General features: G+C 49.3%; 13 protein-coding genes. 10 read left to right on the top strand and 3 right to left on the bottom strand.

The genetic code is table 11. From position 1 onward, the window contains the following. Positions 1–59: 59 nt before the first annotated feature. From BC351_RS18560 to BC351_RS18535, 6 genes are all read left to right on the top strand, one after another. Positions 60–941 (top strand): LysR family transcriptional regulator, encoded by an 882-nt coding sequence (locus BC351_RS18560; RefSeq protein WP_079414237.1) that lies wholly within the window; start codon positions 60–62, stop codon positions 939–941. Positions 942–1,083: 142 nt separating this feature from the next. After that, positions 1,084–2,034, top strand: a complete 951-nt coding sequence (locus tag BC351_RS18555) for an ABC transporter permease (RefSeq protein WP_079414236.1) — start codon at positions 1,084–1,086, stop codon at positions 2,032–2,034. A gap of 18 nt (positions 2,035–2,052) precedes the next feature. Continuing rightward, positions 2,053–2,928: a carbohydrate ABC transporter permease gene (locus tag BC351_RS18550; RefSeq protein ID WP_079414235.1), complete on the top strand. Its 876-nt coding sequence runs from the start codon at positions 2,053–2,055 to the stop codon at positions 2,926–2,928. Positions 2,929–2,996: 68 nt separating this feature from the next. Next, complete coding sequence (locus BC351_RS18545; RefSeq protein ID WP_079414234.1) at positions 2,997–4,631, top strand: extracellular solute-binding protein; 1,635 nt, start codon at positions 2,997–2,999, stop codon at positions 4,629–4,631. Positions 4,632–4,737: 106 nt separating this feature from the next. Then, positions 4,738–6,591 carry a sensor histidine kinase gene (locus tag BC351_RS18540; protein ID WP_158082136.1) on the top strand — a complete coding sequence of 618 codons (1,854 nt, stop codon included), beginning with the start codon at positions 4,738–4,740 and terminating at the stop codon, positions 6,589–6,591. Further along, positions 6,575–7,390, top strand: coding sequence for a response regulator transcription factor (locus BC351_RS18535; RefSeq protein WP_158082135.1), 816 nt, complete (start codon positions 6,575–6,577; stop codon positions 7,388–7,390). Before BC351_RS18540 ends, BC351_RS18535 begins: the two co-directional genes overlap by 17 nt. Positions 7,391–7,439: 49 nt before the next feature. Here the strand turns inward: BC351_RS18535 and BC351_RS18530 are convergent, their stop codons facing one another. After that, positions 7,440–8,813 carry a WD40/YVTN/BNR-like repeat-containing protein gene (locus tag BC351_RS18530; RefSeq protein ID WP_079414231.1) on the bottom strand — a complete coding sequence of 458 codons (1,374 nt, stop codon included), beginning with the start codon at positions 8,811–8,813 and terminating at the stop codon, positions 7,440–7,442. A gap of 207 nt (positions 8,814–9,020) precedes the next feature. Here BC351_RS18530 and aroC point away from each other — a divergent pair, with 207 nt between their 5' ends. Beyond that, positions 9,021–10,076: a chorismate synthase gene (gene aroC, locus BC351_RS18525; RefSeq protein WP_079414230.1), complete on the top strand. Its 1,056-nt coding sequence runs from the start codon at positions 9,021–9,023 to the stop codon at positions 10,074–10,076. Between the two features lie 178 nt (positions 10,077–10,254). Here aroC and BC351_RS18520 read toward each other — a convergent pair whose 3' ends face one another. Next, positions 10,255–11,832 carry a response regulator gene (locus tag BC351_RS18520; RefSeq protein ID WP_079414229.1) on the bottom strand — a complete coding sequence of 526 codons (1,578 nt, stop codon included), beginning with the start codon at positions 11,830–11,832 and terminating at the stop codon, positions 10,255–10,257. Beyond that, the gene (locus BC351_RS18515) at positions 11,819–13,627 is read right to left on the bottom strand and encodes a cache domain-containing sensor histidine kinase (RefSeq protein ID WP_158082134.1); all 1,809 of its coding nucleotides are present in this window, start codon (positions 13,625–13,627) and stop codon (positions 11,819–11,821) included. The genes BC351_RS18520 and BC351_RS18515 overlap by 14 nt, the downstream gene beginning before the upstream one ends. A gap of 183 nt (positions 13,628–13,810) precedes the next feature. Here BC351_RS18515 and iolD point away from each other — a divergent pair, with 183 nt between their 5' ends. The 3 genes from iolD to iolC are packed head-to-tail and all read left to right on the top strand — an operon-like array spanning position 13,811 to position 17,624. Continuing rightward, positions 13,811–15,676 (top strand): 3D-(3,5/4)-trihydroxycyclohexane-1,2-dione acylhydrolase (decyclizing), encoded by a 1,866-nt coding sequence (iolD, locus tag BC351_RS18510; RefSeq protein ID WP_079414227.1) that lies wholly within the window; start codon positions 13,811–13,813, stop codon positions 15,674–15,676. A gap of 21 nt (positions 15,677–15,697) precedes the next feature. Further along, positions 15,698–16,606 (top strand): myo-inosose-2 dehydratase, encoded by a 909-nt coding sequence (gene iolE / locus BC351_RS18505; protein WP_079414226.1) that lies wholly within the window; start codon positions 15,698–15,700, stop codon positions 16,604–16,606. Positions 16,607–16,613: 7 nt separating this feature from the next. Continuing rightward, positions 16,614–17,624: a 5-dehydro-2-deoxygluconokinase gene (gene iolC, locus BC351_RS18500; protein WP_079414225.1), complete on the top strand. Its 1,011-nt coding sequence runs from the start codon at positions 16,614–16,616 to the stop codon at positions 17,622–17,624. The last annotated feature ends 6 nt before the right edge of the window (positions 17,625–17,630 follow it).

Genomic DNA, 17,630 nt, shown 5'->3' with positions numbered 1-17,630 from the left:
AGGCTCTTTTTCTCATAGAATTTGTTCATATCCAATAACGGTCTGGAAAGGAATCATACATGGTTGATTTTGAATGGTACCGCAGTTTCATCAGCATATACAAGCATAGCTCGGTTTCGGAAGCGGCCAAAGCACGGCTTATGACGCAGCCTGCAATGAGTCAGCATTTGGCTGCTTTGGAGGCCTCGGTTGGAGAGCCTTTATTTACAAGAGCTTCGAGAAAAATATTTCCTACGGAAAGAGGGAAAGAGCTCTACACACGATTAGCTCCTCTGGTTGAGGCGCTTGAGGAAACAACGCGAAATTTCAACACGGCGGCTGTCCCTATGCTGCCAGTGGTAAGAATCGGCTCATCTCATGAGCTTTTTAGGGAAACAGTAGCCCCTCATCTCGGCCGTTTTCATCTGCGTGTCATTGCTCAATACGGAATCGCTGCTCATATTTTGGAATTATTATTGGAAGATAAACTTGATCTTATTGTGACCTCGCAGAAGCTGTCAGCTCCTGGCATCGAGTATATTCCTTATTTTCAGGAAAAATTTGTCGTTGTGGCAGCTGCGGATTTTGATGATCAACTGTTTGAAGAAGCGGAGAATAAGGAAAAGTGGCTCTGCGTACAAAACTGGCTCGCTTATGGTCAGGAGCTGCCTATTATCCGACGATTTTGGCGGGAGCATTTTGGAAAAAGACCGCAGCTGCAGCCTATATTCGTCTTGCCGGATCTGCATGCAATTCTGTCTGCCATCGAGCATCAAGCAGGGATCAGTATTTTGCCCACCTATATGCTCGGAAATTCCTTGCAAGCCAATAAAATTAAAATTATTGCCCAATCGTACGGGGTGACGAATGATTTGTATTTGGCTTATAAAATAAAAAATAGGAACTTGCCTCCGCTGCGAGATTTGATTGAAACGCTAAGAGCGCATGTGCTCACGCAATAAAAATACGATACTTGTGACTTTTCCCCTGTATTTTCGTCCTTCGCACCCGTTTTCCGTTCCGTCAAATTCCGCTAAGCTAATTAGTGTAAACACTTTCATTACAGAGAGAGCTTAGGGAGAGAGAGCGGACAGGAGGAAACGGATGGAACCGATAACTGCCAAGATCACCACCACCACACAAACGTCGCTGTCGAGGCAGATAAGGAGGATATGGACTTACAAGCTGCTTTACGTACTGCTGCTGCCCGCATTGGTATGGGTTTTCATTTTTGATTACCTGCCGTTATACGGGATCAGCATTGCTTTCATGGACTATAACGCGATACAGGGGTTCTCGGGAAGTCAGTGGGTTGGATTTAAATACTTTCAAATGCTGTTTGAATCGGATATGTTCATGAATGCGTTCAAGAACACACTGCTCATCAGCTTGTACAAAATGATCAGCGGTTTTCTTTGCCCCATCTTGTTAGCGCTTGCATTGAATGAAATACGGCTCGTCTGGTTCAAAAAGACACTCCAAACAGCCGTCTATTTACCCAGATTCGTATCATGGGTCGTCTATGGAGGAATCATCACGCTGCTCCTTTCGCCGGAAACGGGCGTCATAAACAAGATCATCGAGTTTTTTGGCGGCGATCCCGCCTATCTGCTGGTCGAACCCGCGTATTTCCGGACGATTCTGGTCGTCACGGATGCGATGAAGGAGATGGGCTGGGCGGCCATCATCTATATGGCGGCGATCGCCGGGCTTAACCCAGAGGTCTACGAAGCTGCTATTGTCGATGGCGCGTCGCGGTTTCAGCGAATTGTGCACGTGACGCTGCCGGGTATTACCGGGACCATTATCGTCATCTTCATCCTGAGAGTCGGATATATCATGAGCGCAGGGCTGGATCAGGTCATCAACTTGTACAATCCGATGGTCTTTGAAGTCGGAGATATTCTGGATACGTACATTTACCGTGTTGGCATTGAGCAATTTAATTTGAGCCTTGCTGCCGCAGCGGACGTGATCAAGGGTGTCATTGGGCTAGTGATGATGCTGGTAGCCAATCAAATTGCCAAGCGAATCAATGATTCCGGTATTTTCTGACGAAGGGGAAGAGATGCGATGAAGCTAACAACAGGCGAGAAAGCCTTTGTCACCACGAACTATTTGGTTCTAACGGTCATGACGATCATTATTGTCATTCCTTTCTGGTACGTGATTTCCGTTTCCGTGACACCCTATCATATTTTCAGCGAGAAGAACGGCCTGATCTTGTTTCCGAGCTCGCTGAGTTTTGAGTATTATGCGTACTTGTTAAAAGAAGGCTCGCTGATCTTCACGGCCTATGGCAATACGATCCGCAATACAGCAGGGGGCGTCCTGCTCGCCTTGTTTCTGACAACAACAGCGGCCTACGCGCTTGCAGAGAAAAAACTGCCCGGCAGGCGAATCTTCATGCTCATCTTCGTCTTCACCATGCTGTTCAAAGGCGGGATGATTCCTACCTACATCACCATCAAGCAGCTGGGTTTGCTGAACACCAACTATGTGCTTATGCTGGTCATGGCCTACAGCGCTTTCAACATGATTATTATGAAATCTTTTTTCGAAAGCATTCCGGAGAGCCTGCGAGAATCAGCTTCCATTGATGGCGCTTCGGAGTTCAGAATCCTCTGGCAAATTGTGCTCCCGCTGTCCAAACCGGTGATCGCCACGATCGGACTTCTGTACTTGGTCGTCTATTGGAATGATTTCTTCAACGCCATGCTGTATGTAACGGATTGGCACAAAGCGCCTGTGCAGCTCATCCTGCGCACCATCATTGCCAGTTCCAGCCTTCCGCCGGAGCTGCTTGAAGCGGCAGGCTCAACGCCTCCCCCGACGATCGGTATCCAAATGGCTGCGATTGTGATCGTGGCAATGCCGATGCTCATTATTTACCCTTTTATTCAAAAGCATTTCGAGCAAGGGATGTTGATCGGCTCTGTCAAAGGCTAAGTGATTTGTTTGGCGGATTCATTCCCATTGAGGCAAAAATAAAATATAATTCAAGGAGGTCAATTCTTATGTCAAATCAAGGAAAAGTTTGGTCGTATACCGCACTTGCTGCACTGCTTGCAGGTTCTGTAACCCTTGCAGGCTGCAGTAAGACCGGCGATCCGGCACCTGCTGCGCCTACGACATCCGCCAGTGCGGTATCGGCGGCACCGAAAACAGAGGAGCCTTACGAGCTGAAATGGCTGAAAGCCCAAGATATATCCAAGCCCTACGATCCTACTAAGGATGCTGTGAAGCAAGCCGTAGAGAAAAAGCTGAACATCAAAATCACTCCGGAGATGGTGGACGTTCAGCAGTACAAGACGAAGCTTAATCTCAAAATGTCCAGCGGTGACATTCCCGATGTCGTACGGATTGATTTCGCCGACGATTTCCAAAAGTATGCGCAGCAAGGCGCTTTCGTTGATCTGACGAATCTCATTAATGAGAAAGATACGCCGAACATTCTCAAGGAAGTGCCGAAGGAAGTCTTCGAACAAGCCAAAGTAAATGGTAAAATTTACGGGATACCTTATCAAGGCGGACCAGGTGCAGGCTATCGCTGGAATGTTGTGCTGCGCAAGGACTTCGTCGAGGGGATGGGCGCTCAAGTGCCCAAAACGCTGGATGAATACTACAACTTGCTGAAGAAAGTAAAAGCTGAGAAACCGGATATCATCCCGCTCGGCGGCTATACGGCACAGATTGGCCAGCAGAAATATGCGAACAATTCATTTGATCATATTTTTGGCGCATTTGGCGTAACACCGGGCTATTTCACGGAAAAAGACGGCAAATTCAGCAATTATGATATCGATCCGAAAATGAAAGAGGCTCTGCAGTATTTGCAAAAAATGTACGCAGAAGGACTCATTGATAAAGAATTCGCTACAATTAAGGAAGAGCAGCTGCGGGCTAAGCTTTATAGCGGCAAATTGTTCTCGTGGATGGGCTGGTGGTCCACACCAAATGATTATGACACGCAAGTGGAAAGCAATGAACTTAAGAAAAGCGGCAAATTGGCTGCTGACGGCAAGCTGCCGGATCAGTCCAATGTACCGTACAAATATTTGTCTTTGAACAGCTCGCTTGTTGGTGCAGACGGTAAAGCGGTAGCTCCGTCAGGCGCGCCATTTGGCCAAATGAACGCAATCAGCGCCAAGACCAAAGATCCCAAAAAGGTGCTGGCTATCATAGAGAGCTCCTTGTCGCTGGAGAATCAAATGCTGACTGTATGGGGCATTGAAGGCGAAGACTACAAGATCGACAATGGCAAGATGAAAGTGGTTACGGATCTGATCGATCCTAAGACGCAGCAGGATAAGAATGGGAACTTCAGAGGGATTCAAAGCTACTTGTTCGCCCCTGGTTTGAAAGGCTGGCCGCGTTATCTGGAATCGCTGCCTCTGCGTCAGTCGCAGGCGCTGGATGTTGCCATCAACAATAAATTTCAAATTACAGATGCTTCGAATTACTTGGATTCTCCGACGAAAATCACCAAGCTTGTGGAACTGAACACGCTGCGCGATTCCGTCTTTACGCAAATCATTATGGGCGCGGACATCAAGAAATTCGATGACTTCGCAGAGAAATGGAAATCACAAGGCGGCACTCAGATTCTTACCGAGCTGGAAGCTTCCTTCAAAAAGAAATCAGGCAAATAAACACCGTTATATCTGGATATCTGGATAAAAGCTTATGGAGCCCCTCGCTCGGCAGCCGCCGACTAGGGGGCTTTTGCCATCATTTAAGTGAAGGAGGATGTTAGGCATGGCTATTCGCTTCAAGCAACGCAGCGGTCACTCAGGGTTGTTGTCACGGCTCAGTCTTCCGATTTTCGTGTTGATTGTCACCTTCATTGCCCTGTTTGCAACGGCGGCCAGCTACATCCTCATCCGGGTGCAGAACGACCATACGCTGAAGATGGCAGAGCAGTCCATGAAATTTGTTTACCGTAATATCGAATATCAATTCGATACGATGAATAATGTAGCTGCCTTTTTTCTAAGCAATCAATCTATAGAAAATTTGTTAGTGAATACATATCAGGAGCCCTATGAGGCTGTCAGCGATTTGTATACGCTAGAAACCAATTTACAGAATCTTTCCTTGCTGTCTTTACTGAATGATTTCGGCTCTGGGAATGTTGCACAGCAATCATACGTGGTTTCAGTCGCATTGGAGCCGGGCAGTGGCTTGTACGCCATGGCAGCTGAGCATTTTTCCCCAATTACGGGGATATTTAAGAACAATGATTTGCAGAATCAGAAGTGGTTCCAAAGTCTAAGCCGCGGGGAACGACAGAACATATGGTGGAGCCAGAGGACAGAGTCCGATACAGCGATGGTCTTTTCGGCGAGAAAAAAAACAAGCCTCAAGGACGGCCGAAATATCGGTACGCTCATTGTTGGAGCGGATACGCGCAGCATCCGGGGGATCTTTGACAATGCCCGGCTTGAGGAAGGGTATCATCTGCTGCTGGATGAAGCGGACAAAGTGATCTACAGCGAACGCTACGACTTTCTCGACGATGCAGGAGCGCTTCCCTATGTTCGTTCACTCAAGGATTCCAAGGGGTCCATCGTTACGAGAATTGACGGAGAGAATCACAGAGTCATGTTCGAGACGCTTCAGAACGGGTGGAAGCTGCTTGCGGTTGTGCCAGAGAGCCATTTCAGCCAATACACCTTTGCCATTTCATTATTTGGCGCTGTGACAGCGGCTGTTGCCTTAATTATTGCCGGTTTCTGGCTCCGCAGAATTGTTGTCCGGGTAACGGTTCCTATTACCAGACTGGTCACGGCTATCCAGCGTCCGGAAGTGGTGGAGTTTAAAGAACCGCTTCCTTATCAGAATACGGGCATTTATGAAATCGACGAGCTGAACCAGCAGTTCGCTTCGATGCTAGTCACCATTCATGGTCTGATCGAGAAATCGTTTACGGAAGAGATTGAACGACGACAGCTTCAATTGGAGCTGCTGCATGCCCAAATCAATCCTCATTTTTTGTATAATACACTGGATCTCATTAACTGCCGCGCGATCATGACGGGTGATCAGGAGACGAGCCGCATCGTGCGTTCGTTAGCCAATGTATTTCGGTATGGTTTGAACCGTGGGCAAACGTGGATCACTTTGGAAGAGGAAATCAAGCAGGTGGAAGCCTATCTCCATATTCAAAAGATGATGATGGATGATCTGCAAGTGGAATTTCAGATCCCCAAGGAATTGTTATCCACAACCATTGTGCATCTTATTTTGCAGCCGCTCGCGGAAAACGCGATTAAACACGGTTTTGCGGACGGCCGAACGGGCTGCCGGATTACGATTTCAGCCCGCTTGGAGCTGGAGGGACTTGTGCTGCGGGTCGATGACAACGGCCAAGGCTGTGAGGCAGATCAGATGAATCATATGCTTCTTAAGCAGCCTGCAAGAGAAGTGGGCGAAGCAGGCGAGGCGGGTACCGGCTACGGCACTTTGAATGTTCACAGGAGAATTCAGCTGCATAGCGGCGAAACCTATGGATTGCGTTATGTGAAAGTGCATGAAGGTACAAGTGTTGAAGTCGTACTGCCATATTCTAGGCAGCAGAAGACAGGAAGAAAGGATGCTGCGAATGATTAAGCTGCTGATTGCCGAAGATGTGAAAATCGTTCGTGAGACATTAATCCATGCTATTAACTGGCATGCGTTAGGCATCACACTGCTCGGCGCTGTAGAGAATGGAGAGGAAGTGCTGGCATGGCTGGAGCGCGAGGAGCCTGATCTGCTTTTGACCGACATTGGGATGCCCAAAATGAGCGGTTTAGAATTAATTGAAGCGCTCAAAGTGCGTAATCCGGATATTCGCTGCATCATTCTATCAGGACTAAATGAGTTCGATCATGCCCGCCAGGCTATAAAGCTGCAAGTGCTGGATTATGTGCTGAAGCCGATCGACCCCAGCGAGATTGAGAAAGTGCTGTCGAATGCCGTTGAGGTGCTGCGCAAAGAAAGGGAAGAACGCCTCGCCCTGACGTTGGCGGAACAAACAGCCAAAGATCAGCTTCCGAACTTATCAGAAGCGCTGCTCCGCGGGGAGTGGACCGGAAGCTTGAAGAAAAAGAAGCTGGTCGAGCAGGCTATCCAGTATGTGAAGGAATCCTACATGCGCAAGGAATTGGCGCTTTCCGATGTGGCGTCTTCCGTCGGTTTAAGCGATAAATATGTAAACTTGTTGTTTAAAGAAGTAACCGGAATGACGATCAACCATTGGATTATTCGGCTTCGCATGCAGGAAGCTGCCCGGCTGTTGAAGGACCCTGCCATCAAAATCTATGAAATTTGCGATTGGATTGGATATGCGGATCAGGATCATTTTCGGGAAAGCTTCAAGAAGCAGTACGGCTTGACGCCGTCAGAGTATCGGAACAAATTTTTGTGATTCGTAATTATTTTACTAAATCGTACCCTATGCTGTACCAGCCCTCCCTCTAGGGAGCGCTCCACGTTCTGCCACCATCCATCGTAATCTTTAAATGCCCATTGAGAAGAACCCAGCCAAATCCGTCCATGTTCAGAAAAAATTGCTTTGCATCTTTTAAAATGATGTTGGGTACAATTTGCTGCCAATCCTCCTTGTTATAAGTTCTCATGGTATAAATGCTTTTGCCATCCGTGGATATAGCACGCCCTTCAATCATGTTGTCAAATTGGTAAATAGGAGATTCTTGCACATCCGTTAACTGATATTTCAGCGGAAGCCACGTATTCCCGCCGTCATGGGTTTCGTAAGGGACATAGGTTCTACTGTCACCCAGTGCAAATTGGGCAATAAACAGCCCATGCTGATCGCCTTCCTGATCGAAAACGGGAGAGAATGTGTTGGCGTATCCATTTTTGAATTCATCAGGGATTTCGACATGCTGAACTGCCCATGTTTTACCGCCGTCTTGGGTACGGAATAAGGGGAATTTGTCTGGCCCGTGATAGGTCGCCGTTATCCAGCCATCATTGGAATGGGGAAAAGCGATACCAGTCGGGTAACCATTGATGGCGCTGGAGATATCGCTGACTCGTTGCCAAGAAGTGCCTTGATCATCTGTCCGATAGAGCGACTTTCCCATTAGCCCGGCTGCGGGAGAAGAAGTAAGGAGTGCATAGCTGGGATCAGGGTATGTGAGGCTGAGGTTGCTGTACACCGAAATGTTAGTTGATGTTTCCCATGCTTCTTCCGTTGGCAATACTGCTGTTTTCCAATGTGCTGGCAAGCCGCTGCTATCCTGCAGCCATTGGGTAGCAACAAGCTTCGGCTGCTTGGCATCTGTAAGATAATAGGCAAAGCCCAGAAACGGACTTAAGAAATCAGCCGCGAGAAGGCGGTCCTTGATCTGCATACCGTCCGGGATCTTAACCTCCCATGTCTTGCCTGTATTCTTCGTATAGAGCAGTTTGCCGTCTTGCATACCTAAACCTTCCTGACGGTCCATCGTTAGGATGCTGGCTGGGAATAAACGAACGGGTATTGGCTGCGGTTTCGGTGATGCGGCTGGCGGTTTCGTCGAACTTGCTTTTGGGGTGGCTGGCTGCTGAGATTCTGACGGTTGAGCCGGACTAGCCAATGCTGCGGGAGATGGGACCGCTGTGGCAGCAGGGGTTGGCTGGCTGGATGGGATAACCGGATCTGGCAGGGAGGTTGGAGCCGCCGATGCCACAACGGTCGAACTGGGCGGCAAAGTTGGGATCGTTTGAAGAGTTGGCTGCGCGGAAGACTGCACGGCCACTTTGGTTTCATTTGAATCGCACCCAGCAAGCAGCATACACCCTATGAGAGATATCATCGTAAACATGCGGTATTGGATAATCATTCGTTTACCCCCTTTTATTACCAATTAGACGTTGAGGTGGGGGATTTTGTTTCGTCACTATTAGCAATAAAATTGATCAGGCCTCCAATACGATGACATAGATACTCTCTATGCCAAATGGCGATTATTCCAATTTCATTTATGCCAACGAAATGTCTAGAATAAAGAGATAGAGATCCAACATTCGTTGATTAGGAGATGGGCAATATGGCTGGGAACACATTTGGCGAGAGATTTCAAATTACAACGTTTGGGGAATCCCACGGAGAAGCCGTCGGTGTAATTATTGATGGCGTAACGCCGGGCGTTGAGATCGATGAGGCTTACATTCAAGTGCAGATGGATAGAAGGAAGCCAGGGCAATCCTCCGTGACTTCCCCTCGCAAGGAATATGACAAAATCCATATCATTTCCGGCACTTTTGAAGGCAAAACAACGGGGACTCCGCTATCGATTATTTTATACAATACGGACATGAGACCTGAAGCCTACGATGATATCAAAAATTCGTTCCGGCCTGGTCATGCAGATTTTACCTACTTGCAAAAATACGGCGTACGCGACCACAGAGGAAGCGGCCGGGCATCAGGCAGAGAAACGGCATCCAGAGTGGCAGCGGGAGCTGTCGCACGCAAGCTGCTCGAGCGCAGAGGCGTGTCCATCGTCGCCTACACAACGGAAATCGGCGGGATCAAATGCCGTGATTTTATAGAGGACGTCATTGAAGCTAATCCTGTTCGAGCATGTGATCCGGATGCAGCGATCAAAATGGTTGAGAAGATTGAAGCCTTGGCCCTAGCTGGAGACAGCTGCGGCGGCATCGTAGAATGCAGAATTCGCGGCGTACATCCAGGGCTGGGCGAGCCGGCTTTTGATAAGCTTGATGCTGAATTAGCCAAAGCGATGCTGTCCATTGGAGCTATCAAAGGGATCGAATTTGGTGCAGGTTTTGCTGCGGCCAGCATGCTGGGCAGTGAGCATAATGATCAAATGAATGCGGAAGGGTTCAGCAGCAATCATGCGGGCGGGATCATCGGAGGCATCAGTACGGGCGCAGAGATCGTTTTTCGCGTCGTGGTCAAGCCGACTTCGTCGATCTCTGTGCCGCAGAATACGATCAATATCAATGGCGAGGAGAAAGTTATTGTGACCAAAGGACGGCATGATCCTTGTATTTGCCCAAGAGTCGTGCCCGTGGTAGAAGCGATGGCTTGCCTTGTAGTTGAGGACCATTATAAGCGTCAGGCTGCTATGCTGTATTAATTGTCGCAGAAGTAGCAAGAAATCCCGCGTCTCTAATTTATGGAGACGCGGTTTTTTCTGCAAGGAGGTAAAGGGTCAAGCTGCTTCCGCCAAAGAAGCCTCCAATTGGTTGCCTGAGCGCCAAATAGCAGCCTCCAAAGACTCCTATTTCGCTCAAAAGGCCGTTTCTTAAGATGGCTCAACCCGGAGCCAAACGACCATTCCTATACTCCTTTGGAGACATCAAATACTGCTGCTTGAACACATTGGTGAAGTAATTCGGCTCATCGAAGCCGATAGCGCAGGCAATTTCGAATATTTTCATATCCGTATTGCGGAGCAGAATGGCCGCTTTGTCCATACGGACGCGAGTGACGAAGCGGGTGAAGCTTTCTCCCGTTGATTTCTTGAACAATACGCTGAAATAGCTGGCATTCAGATGAATATGAAAGGCGACATCGGTCAACCGGCATTCCTCGTTGTAATGCTCCTCAATATATTTGACAGCCCGCTCGATCAGATTGTCATTTTTGGATGCCTGCCAGTTGTTGAAGAGCAGCAGGAAGTTGGCTACTTGCTCGCTCGCCCAATGGCAGACTTCCTCCGCCGTCCAATGGGTTTGAGGCATGTCCCCGGGAATCCGAGCCAGTGAGGTTTGTTCCTCAGGGGCTAATTGTTTTTGTATAGTTCCCAGCAATGCAATGGAAAGCGAAAGTGCCTGAATTTTCATGTCTGCCAGCGAGGCGTTGGAAAGCTCTATCAGCAAGCGATCAAGGAGCTGTTGAAGGCTTTCTTCTTGGTTCATCAATATGGCGGACATGAGCTGGACCTCCAGTTCATTCACCTTTGACTGGTTGAGCGACAGAGTCATGGTCATACTGGAGCCGTTGCCGGTTTCACTTCCGCTTGTGCCCAGAACTCCGCCAGAGGAGAGGGCGGCTTCTTTGAATTTCACATAGCGTTCTGCCAACTGCGTGGCTGAGACATCAGCTCCCATAGGGTGAATGTTGAGATGGATTTTCAAATATTCCCAAGACGCCTGCCGAATGGCTTCCTGTATAGCCGCATCCACGGTATGGCATTCCGAAACGAGCACAAAACGGTCATGTTCCACGAGCAGAAGATGAGCATCCAGTCCCGCGCCTTTCAGCAGTTCCTCCACAATATTGGACAAGGCAAACTGAATTAAACGCATATCGCTGATGCCGTAATCTTTGATGGCTAAATCCTCATTATTCATCTGAAGCAGCCACAATTCTTTGTTGCTGAGCATGCTGTCGAGACTTTTCTCGGCATCAGTACTATGGGTGTAAGGCAGGTTCAGCAGAGCGGAGCGGAGCTCTTGATCCTGCTGCCGCCTTTGCTGGCCTAACTGCTGCTGCTGCTTCGAATATTTTTCATAAAAACGTTCGGATGCCTTGCTCATCACCTGCTGGACATCTTGTTCCGTGCATGGCTTAATTAATAAATCCAGCGCTCCAAGCCGGACGGCGGCCTGCGCGTATTCGAAGTTTTTGTACCCGGTCAAAATGATAACAAGCAGCTCGGGATGACTCTGCCGCAAATGACCTACGAACTCGATTCCATCCATAATGGGCATCCGAATATCGGTCAGCACTAGATCAGGCTGCACCTGCTTGATTAACGCAAGCGCATCCTGACCATTGCTTGCCTCGCCGACGACCGTCCAGCCTTGTTGGCCGTCTTCGAACATTTTTCGCAGTCCCTTGCGGAAATTCGGCTGATCCTCGACGATCAGCACTTTACCTTTCGGCATATGTCAGGCCCCCGTTCTCCATGGTGATATAAGGCAAAAGAAGACGCATCGTCGTGCCGCTGTCCACAATGCTCATAATTTCCAAGCGGTAGGGTGAACCATAGACTAACTCAATGCGACGAACGACGCTTCGCACTCCAAGGCTTTCACGCCCGTCAGAACGCTGCGGCAAAGCGGCCCCTTTCTCACCCAGCAGCTGTGAAATGGCGGCTTCATCCATGCCGCAGCCATTATCCGTCACTTCAATTTCCAGAAATCCATCCGCAATGCGAGCTCTAATGACTAGCACTTTATGGGCTACCTTGTTGCGGAAGCCATGCACGAATACATTCTCCACGAGTGGTTGAAGCAGGAAACGCATGATTTCACAGTCTAGAATATCCTCATCTGCTTGAATGACGGTCTCTAAATTCGCTTCAAATAACTCCGTTTGCAGCTTCAAATAGTTGCGCATTTGCTGCAATTCTTCCCTTACGCTCGTTGGCGTTCTGACTGGCATTAACGAGTATTTGAGCATTTCGGAGATCGCTGCAATCAAAGAGGCGGTTTCTTTCTCATTTTGCAAATAAAGCTTCCAGTAAATTTCGTTAAACATATTATGCAGAAAATGCGGATTCAGCTGCGCTTGCAGCGCTTTCAGCTCGGCTTCCCGTTCGCTTAGCTGCGTCATATAGACTTCTTTAATCAACCGTCCGACTTGCTCGGCCATGGCATTGAAGCTTTCAGCTATATAAGCAAGTTCATCCTTGGTGCGAATTTCGATGCGGGTCTCGAAGTCGCCGGAGCGAACTTTGCGGAGTCCCATCAATAAATCCTTAAGCGGGCGCAGCAGTTTCCCCGTGGACAAGACGATCAGGATGCTGGTAAGCAGAATGCTGATTAAACCCGAGTAGACGATTCTTTGCGAAAGGGCTTTATTTTTACTTCGAATATCCGTCAGAGAAGTTCCGCTTACCAGCTTAAATGAAGTGGCTTTGGATTCGCCTTGAACAAACAAATGATTATCCATCACTTGGGTTTGATTGAGATTGACCAGAAGCTGCTGCTTCCCGGCCAAATTTTGCGTAACGTTGCTGTAAAGCAGTTCCTTGTTATTGTTAAACAAGTACACTTCACCTGTTCCATCCTTCGTCAACTCCTTGAGCGACCCTGAGAAAAAAGATTCGTCCATCGCCATAACGAGCACGCCATAAGTATTCAAGAAACTGTTTTTCATATAGCGGGCAATGATGATCGTTTGTCGAAATCCGCTGGGCTCAACAGAGCTGGGCAGGGCCATGCTTGTCCACACAAGATTGCCGTAGGTATCGCTCAATTTGGAGCTAATGACTTGAAAGACCTCGTCGCTCAAATTGTTGATGGTGGAGGTAGTATAGCTGAAATAAGATGGATTGCCGTTTAAATCGTAGAGATACATTCCGGTAATATAAGGGGCGTCCGATTTGATTTGGAAAATCTGTTCTTCAATCTGCTTCTTGTCAAAATACAAATTGAAAGCGTCTGCATCTTCGGCCGAATTAATGCGTTTAATGACCTGTTCAATCTGGGGATTAAACACAATCGTTTGGGAGATGCGGATGATCTCCTGGACTTTAAGCTCCATTTTGGCCAAAGCCTCTTCATTGGTGCGAGAGAACTGCTTGCTGATCTCTTCCTCAAACAGCTTGAGGTTGTATTGATACGTTAAATAGCCGGTGATCCCAAAGGACAAAAGAATGATGACAGACAAGCTTAGGATAAGTTTGACGCGAAAGCTTCTGTTGATTCCAAGCAGGGCTTGCATCCAATTCGGCATCGTAATGACCTCGGTTTCAATCATTTTTGGGATAAATAGGGGAACGCAGATGAGTCATTTGCTACCTAAAGGATAACACAAAAAATAAAGATTGCGATGAAAATAAATATGTTATATTATCGGATTAAGCGCTTAACCCACCAAGATTAAGCGCTTTACCTTACCTTTGAGGGGGAGAAAGCCATTCATACGATACGTCTTACTATGGCCCAAGCACTGCTTCGCTTTCTGGATCAACAGTACATCTCAGTCGATGGGCATGAAACGAAATTTGTTCGGGGCGTCATGGGCATCTTTGGTCATGGCAATGTGACCGGCATCGGGGAAGCCTTGGAACGCAGCGCAGGGAATCTGACTTACATACAGGGGAAAAATGAACAGGGCATGGTGCACGCGGCGGCGGCTTTTGCCAAGCAAAAGAACCGCCAGCAAATTTACGCTTGCACAAGCTCGATCGGGCCAGGCGCATTGAACATGCTGACAGCCGCTGCGACAGCAACCGTCAATCGGATTCCAGTGCTGCTGCTGCCGGGGGATAATTTTGCTTCCAGACAGCCGGACCCGGTTCTGCAGCAGTTGGAAGTCGCAGGAGACTACAGCCTGTCTGCCAATGATCCGTTCAAGGCCGTCAGCAAATACTGGGACCGCATCGTGCGTCCCGAGCAGCTGATGACGGCGGCGCATCATGCGATGCGCGTGCTTACCGATCCAGCGGAAACAGGAGCTGTTACACTAGCGCTTCCGCAGGATGTGCAGGCTGAGGCTTATGATTACCCAGAAGCCTTTTTTGCCAAGCAGGTGCATTATGTAGATCGGCGGCCTCCAGCCAGAGAAGCTGTGAACCGTGCGGTGGATTTGATGCTCGGGAAGAAGCGGCCGCTAATCATCGCCGGCGGCGGTGTCCTCTATGCCGATGCGACGAAGGAATTGGCTGAGTTCGCTGAGGCTTTCCACATCCCGGTAGCCGAGACGCAGGCAGGCAAAAGCTCGCTGCCATGGAACCATCCGCTGCATGTAGGGGCGATCGGTGTGACAGGATCTCGCGCAGCGAACATCCTCGCGAGAGAAGCTGATCTGATTATCGGCGTCGGGACGCGTTACTCCGATTTTACAACGGCCTCCAAATCAGCTTTTGCGCACCCGGATGCGCAGTTTATTAATATCAACATCAGCGGCTTCGATGCGTCCAAATTAAACGGCATCGGCATCACCGCAGATGCCAAAGAAACGTTAGGCACCTTATTCCACGCGTTGTCCGCTCATTACCATGAGAGCGGTTACGAAAGCGGGTATGTGGAGCATTTGAAAGCGCAGTGGGAGCAGGAGGTCGACCGTCTGTATGCCTTAGAGCACACCGAAGGCATGGCGCAAACGCGCGCGCTCGGCGTGATCAATCAAACCATTGACCCCTCAGCAGTTGTCGTTTGTGCAGCCGGAAGTCTCCCAGGCGATCTCCACCGATTATGGCGATCAACCGAGCCCAAAACGTATCACATGGAATACGGCTTCTCCTGCATGGGATACGAAGTAAGCGGCACTTTTGGTGTGGCGCTGGCTGATCCCCATCGCGAGGCGTACGCCATCGTTGGAGACGGAAGCTACTTGATGCTTCACTCCGAACTGCTCACCAGCTTGCAGGAAGGCCGCAAAATTACGATTTTGCTGTTCGATAATCACGGCTTCCAGTGTATTCACAACTTGCAAAGAGGCCACGGCAGCGATGGCTTCGGCAATGAATTCCGCTATCGCGAAGCGGCGACAGGCAAGCTGACAGGCAGCTACATGCCGATCGACTTTACGGCGCATGCCCGCAGTTTGGGAGCGAAGGCTTACAAAGCAGGCACGCCTGAAGAACTTAGAGAAGCGCTGCTGAAAGCGAAGGAAGAGACCGTGACGACCTTGATTGAAATTCCAGTTGTGCCGGGAACGAACACGGATGGCTATGAATCCTGGTGGCAAGTAGGCGTGCCAGAGGTGTCCGAGAGCGAAAAGGTGCTTAAAGCGCATGAAGAAATGAAGAACCGCATCCAAGCGGCCAAACCTATTTAACCAACAAAGGGGATTTGAACGATGACAGAGCTTCCATTCAAGCTGGGCGTGCACCCGATTAATTGGGTGGGCGAAGATGTTAAGGAGCATGGCGCGGATACGACGTATGAACAAATTTTAGATGATATAGCAGCACTGGGGCTTGCAGGCACCGAGATGGGGCGCAAATATCCAACAGACATTCCCGTGTTAAAAGAAGAACTCGCGAAGCGGGGCATTCAGCTTGTTTCGCAGTGGAAATCGGTACTTTTCTCCGATCCTGCCTACCGCGACGAGGAGCTTGCCGCTTATCGCAAGCATGCGCAGTTTCTCCAAGAAATGGGCAGCACAGTTATCAGCACTGCGGAAGTGGGGGGCTCGCTCCATTTTGACCCGCGCCGGACACCTAACGAGAAGGAAGTGCTTCGTCTGGATGAGGCAGGCTGGCAGTGCTTGGCTGAAGGACTTAACCTTGCAGGGGCCATCGCGCAGGAGTATGGACTCAAGCTGACCTATCATCATCATGGCGGCACAGTGGTAGAAAGCCCGGAGGAAATCGACAAGCTGATGGCAATGACGGATCCTGCGCTCGTGCATTTGCTTTTCGACACGGGTCATGCCTACTACGGCGGGGCAGATCCGTTGACCGTGCTGCGCAAGCATTACGGCCGCATCGCGTACATTCATTTGAAGGACATTCGTCAAGCGGTGCTGGATGAAGCGAGAGCGGAACAAGTGGACTTCGTGACGTGTATTCGCAAAGGCGTGTTCACCGTTCCGGGCGACGGCTGTCTTGATTTTGGGCCGATTTTCGAAGAGCTGCTGGAGCGGAAATATGAAGGATGGGCGATGCTGGAAGGCGAGCAAGACCCGGCTGCGCATCCTCCTTATGAATATGCCAAAAATGCACTTAGTTATATCCAATCTCTTATTCCCCAAGAAAGAAGGTAATGGTTCGATGACCTACGTGACTTTTCCACTAGATAAGCCGCTGGATTTTGCCGCAATAGGACGACTGTGCATTGATTTGAACGCCAACGAAATTCACCGTCCGATGGAAGAGACGATGACGTTTACGAAGTATGTCGGAGGCTCTCCGGCCAACATCACGATCGGGATGGCGAGACTTGGGCTGCAAACGGCTTTTATCGGCAAAATCGCCAATGACCAAATGGGCCGCTTCATCGAGGATTACTTGCAGCGCAATCGGATCGAGACGACGAATGTCGTGACCGATCAAACGGGAGCTGTCACAGGGCTTGCTTTTACCGAGATCAAAAGCCCTACCGATTGCAGTATTCTGATGTATCGCGACAATGCGGCTGATCTGCTGCTTACCCCTGCGGAGGTTCAGGAATCGCTGATCGCTAGGGCGAAGGTGCTGCTCATCTCTGGGACGGCGCTTGCACAAAGCCCTTCGCGTGAAGCGGTATTCCAGGCACTCAGCTATGCGAAGAAGCATGGCGCTGTGATCGTATTTGATTTGGATTATCGTCCCTATACGTGGAAATCAGCGGAAGAGACAGCAACTTACTATAACTTGGCGGCGGAGAAATGCGATATTATCCTCGGCACGCGCGAAGAATTCGACATGATGGAACGTTTCGAGACGAACCCAGAGAAGGATGATCGGATTACAGCGGCCAAATGGTTCGACTATTCGGCCAAGATCGTCATCATCAAACACGGCAAAGAGGGCTCAATTGCCTATACGCCTGACGGTGTCGGCCACCGTGCGAAGAGCTTCCCGGCTAAAGTTGTGAAGACGTTTGGAGCTGGAGATTCGTACGCGGCAGGCTTTATCTATGGCATTATGCAAGGCTGGACGATTGAAAAAAGTATGGAATACGGCAGCGCAGCCGCTTGTATCGTCATTTCCAGCCACAGCTGCTCGGATGCTATGCCAACGGCTGCACAGGTGGATGATTATATCGAACGCTGCAACCGCGGCGAGATTACAGCTTCATAATTGACT

Origin of the sequence: Paenibacillus ferrarius (genome assembly GCF_002027705.1) — a bacterium.
In the GTDB taxonomy this organism is placed as follows: Bacteria; Bacillota; Bacilli; order Paenibacillales; family NBRC-103111; genus Paenibacillus_E; species Paenibacillus_E ferrarius.
This window is presented reverse-complemented; position numbering and strand designations above follow the sequence as displayed.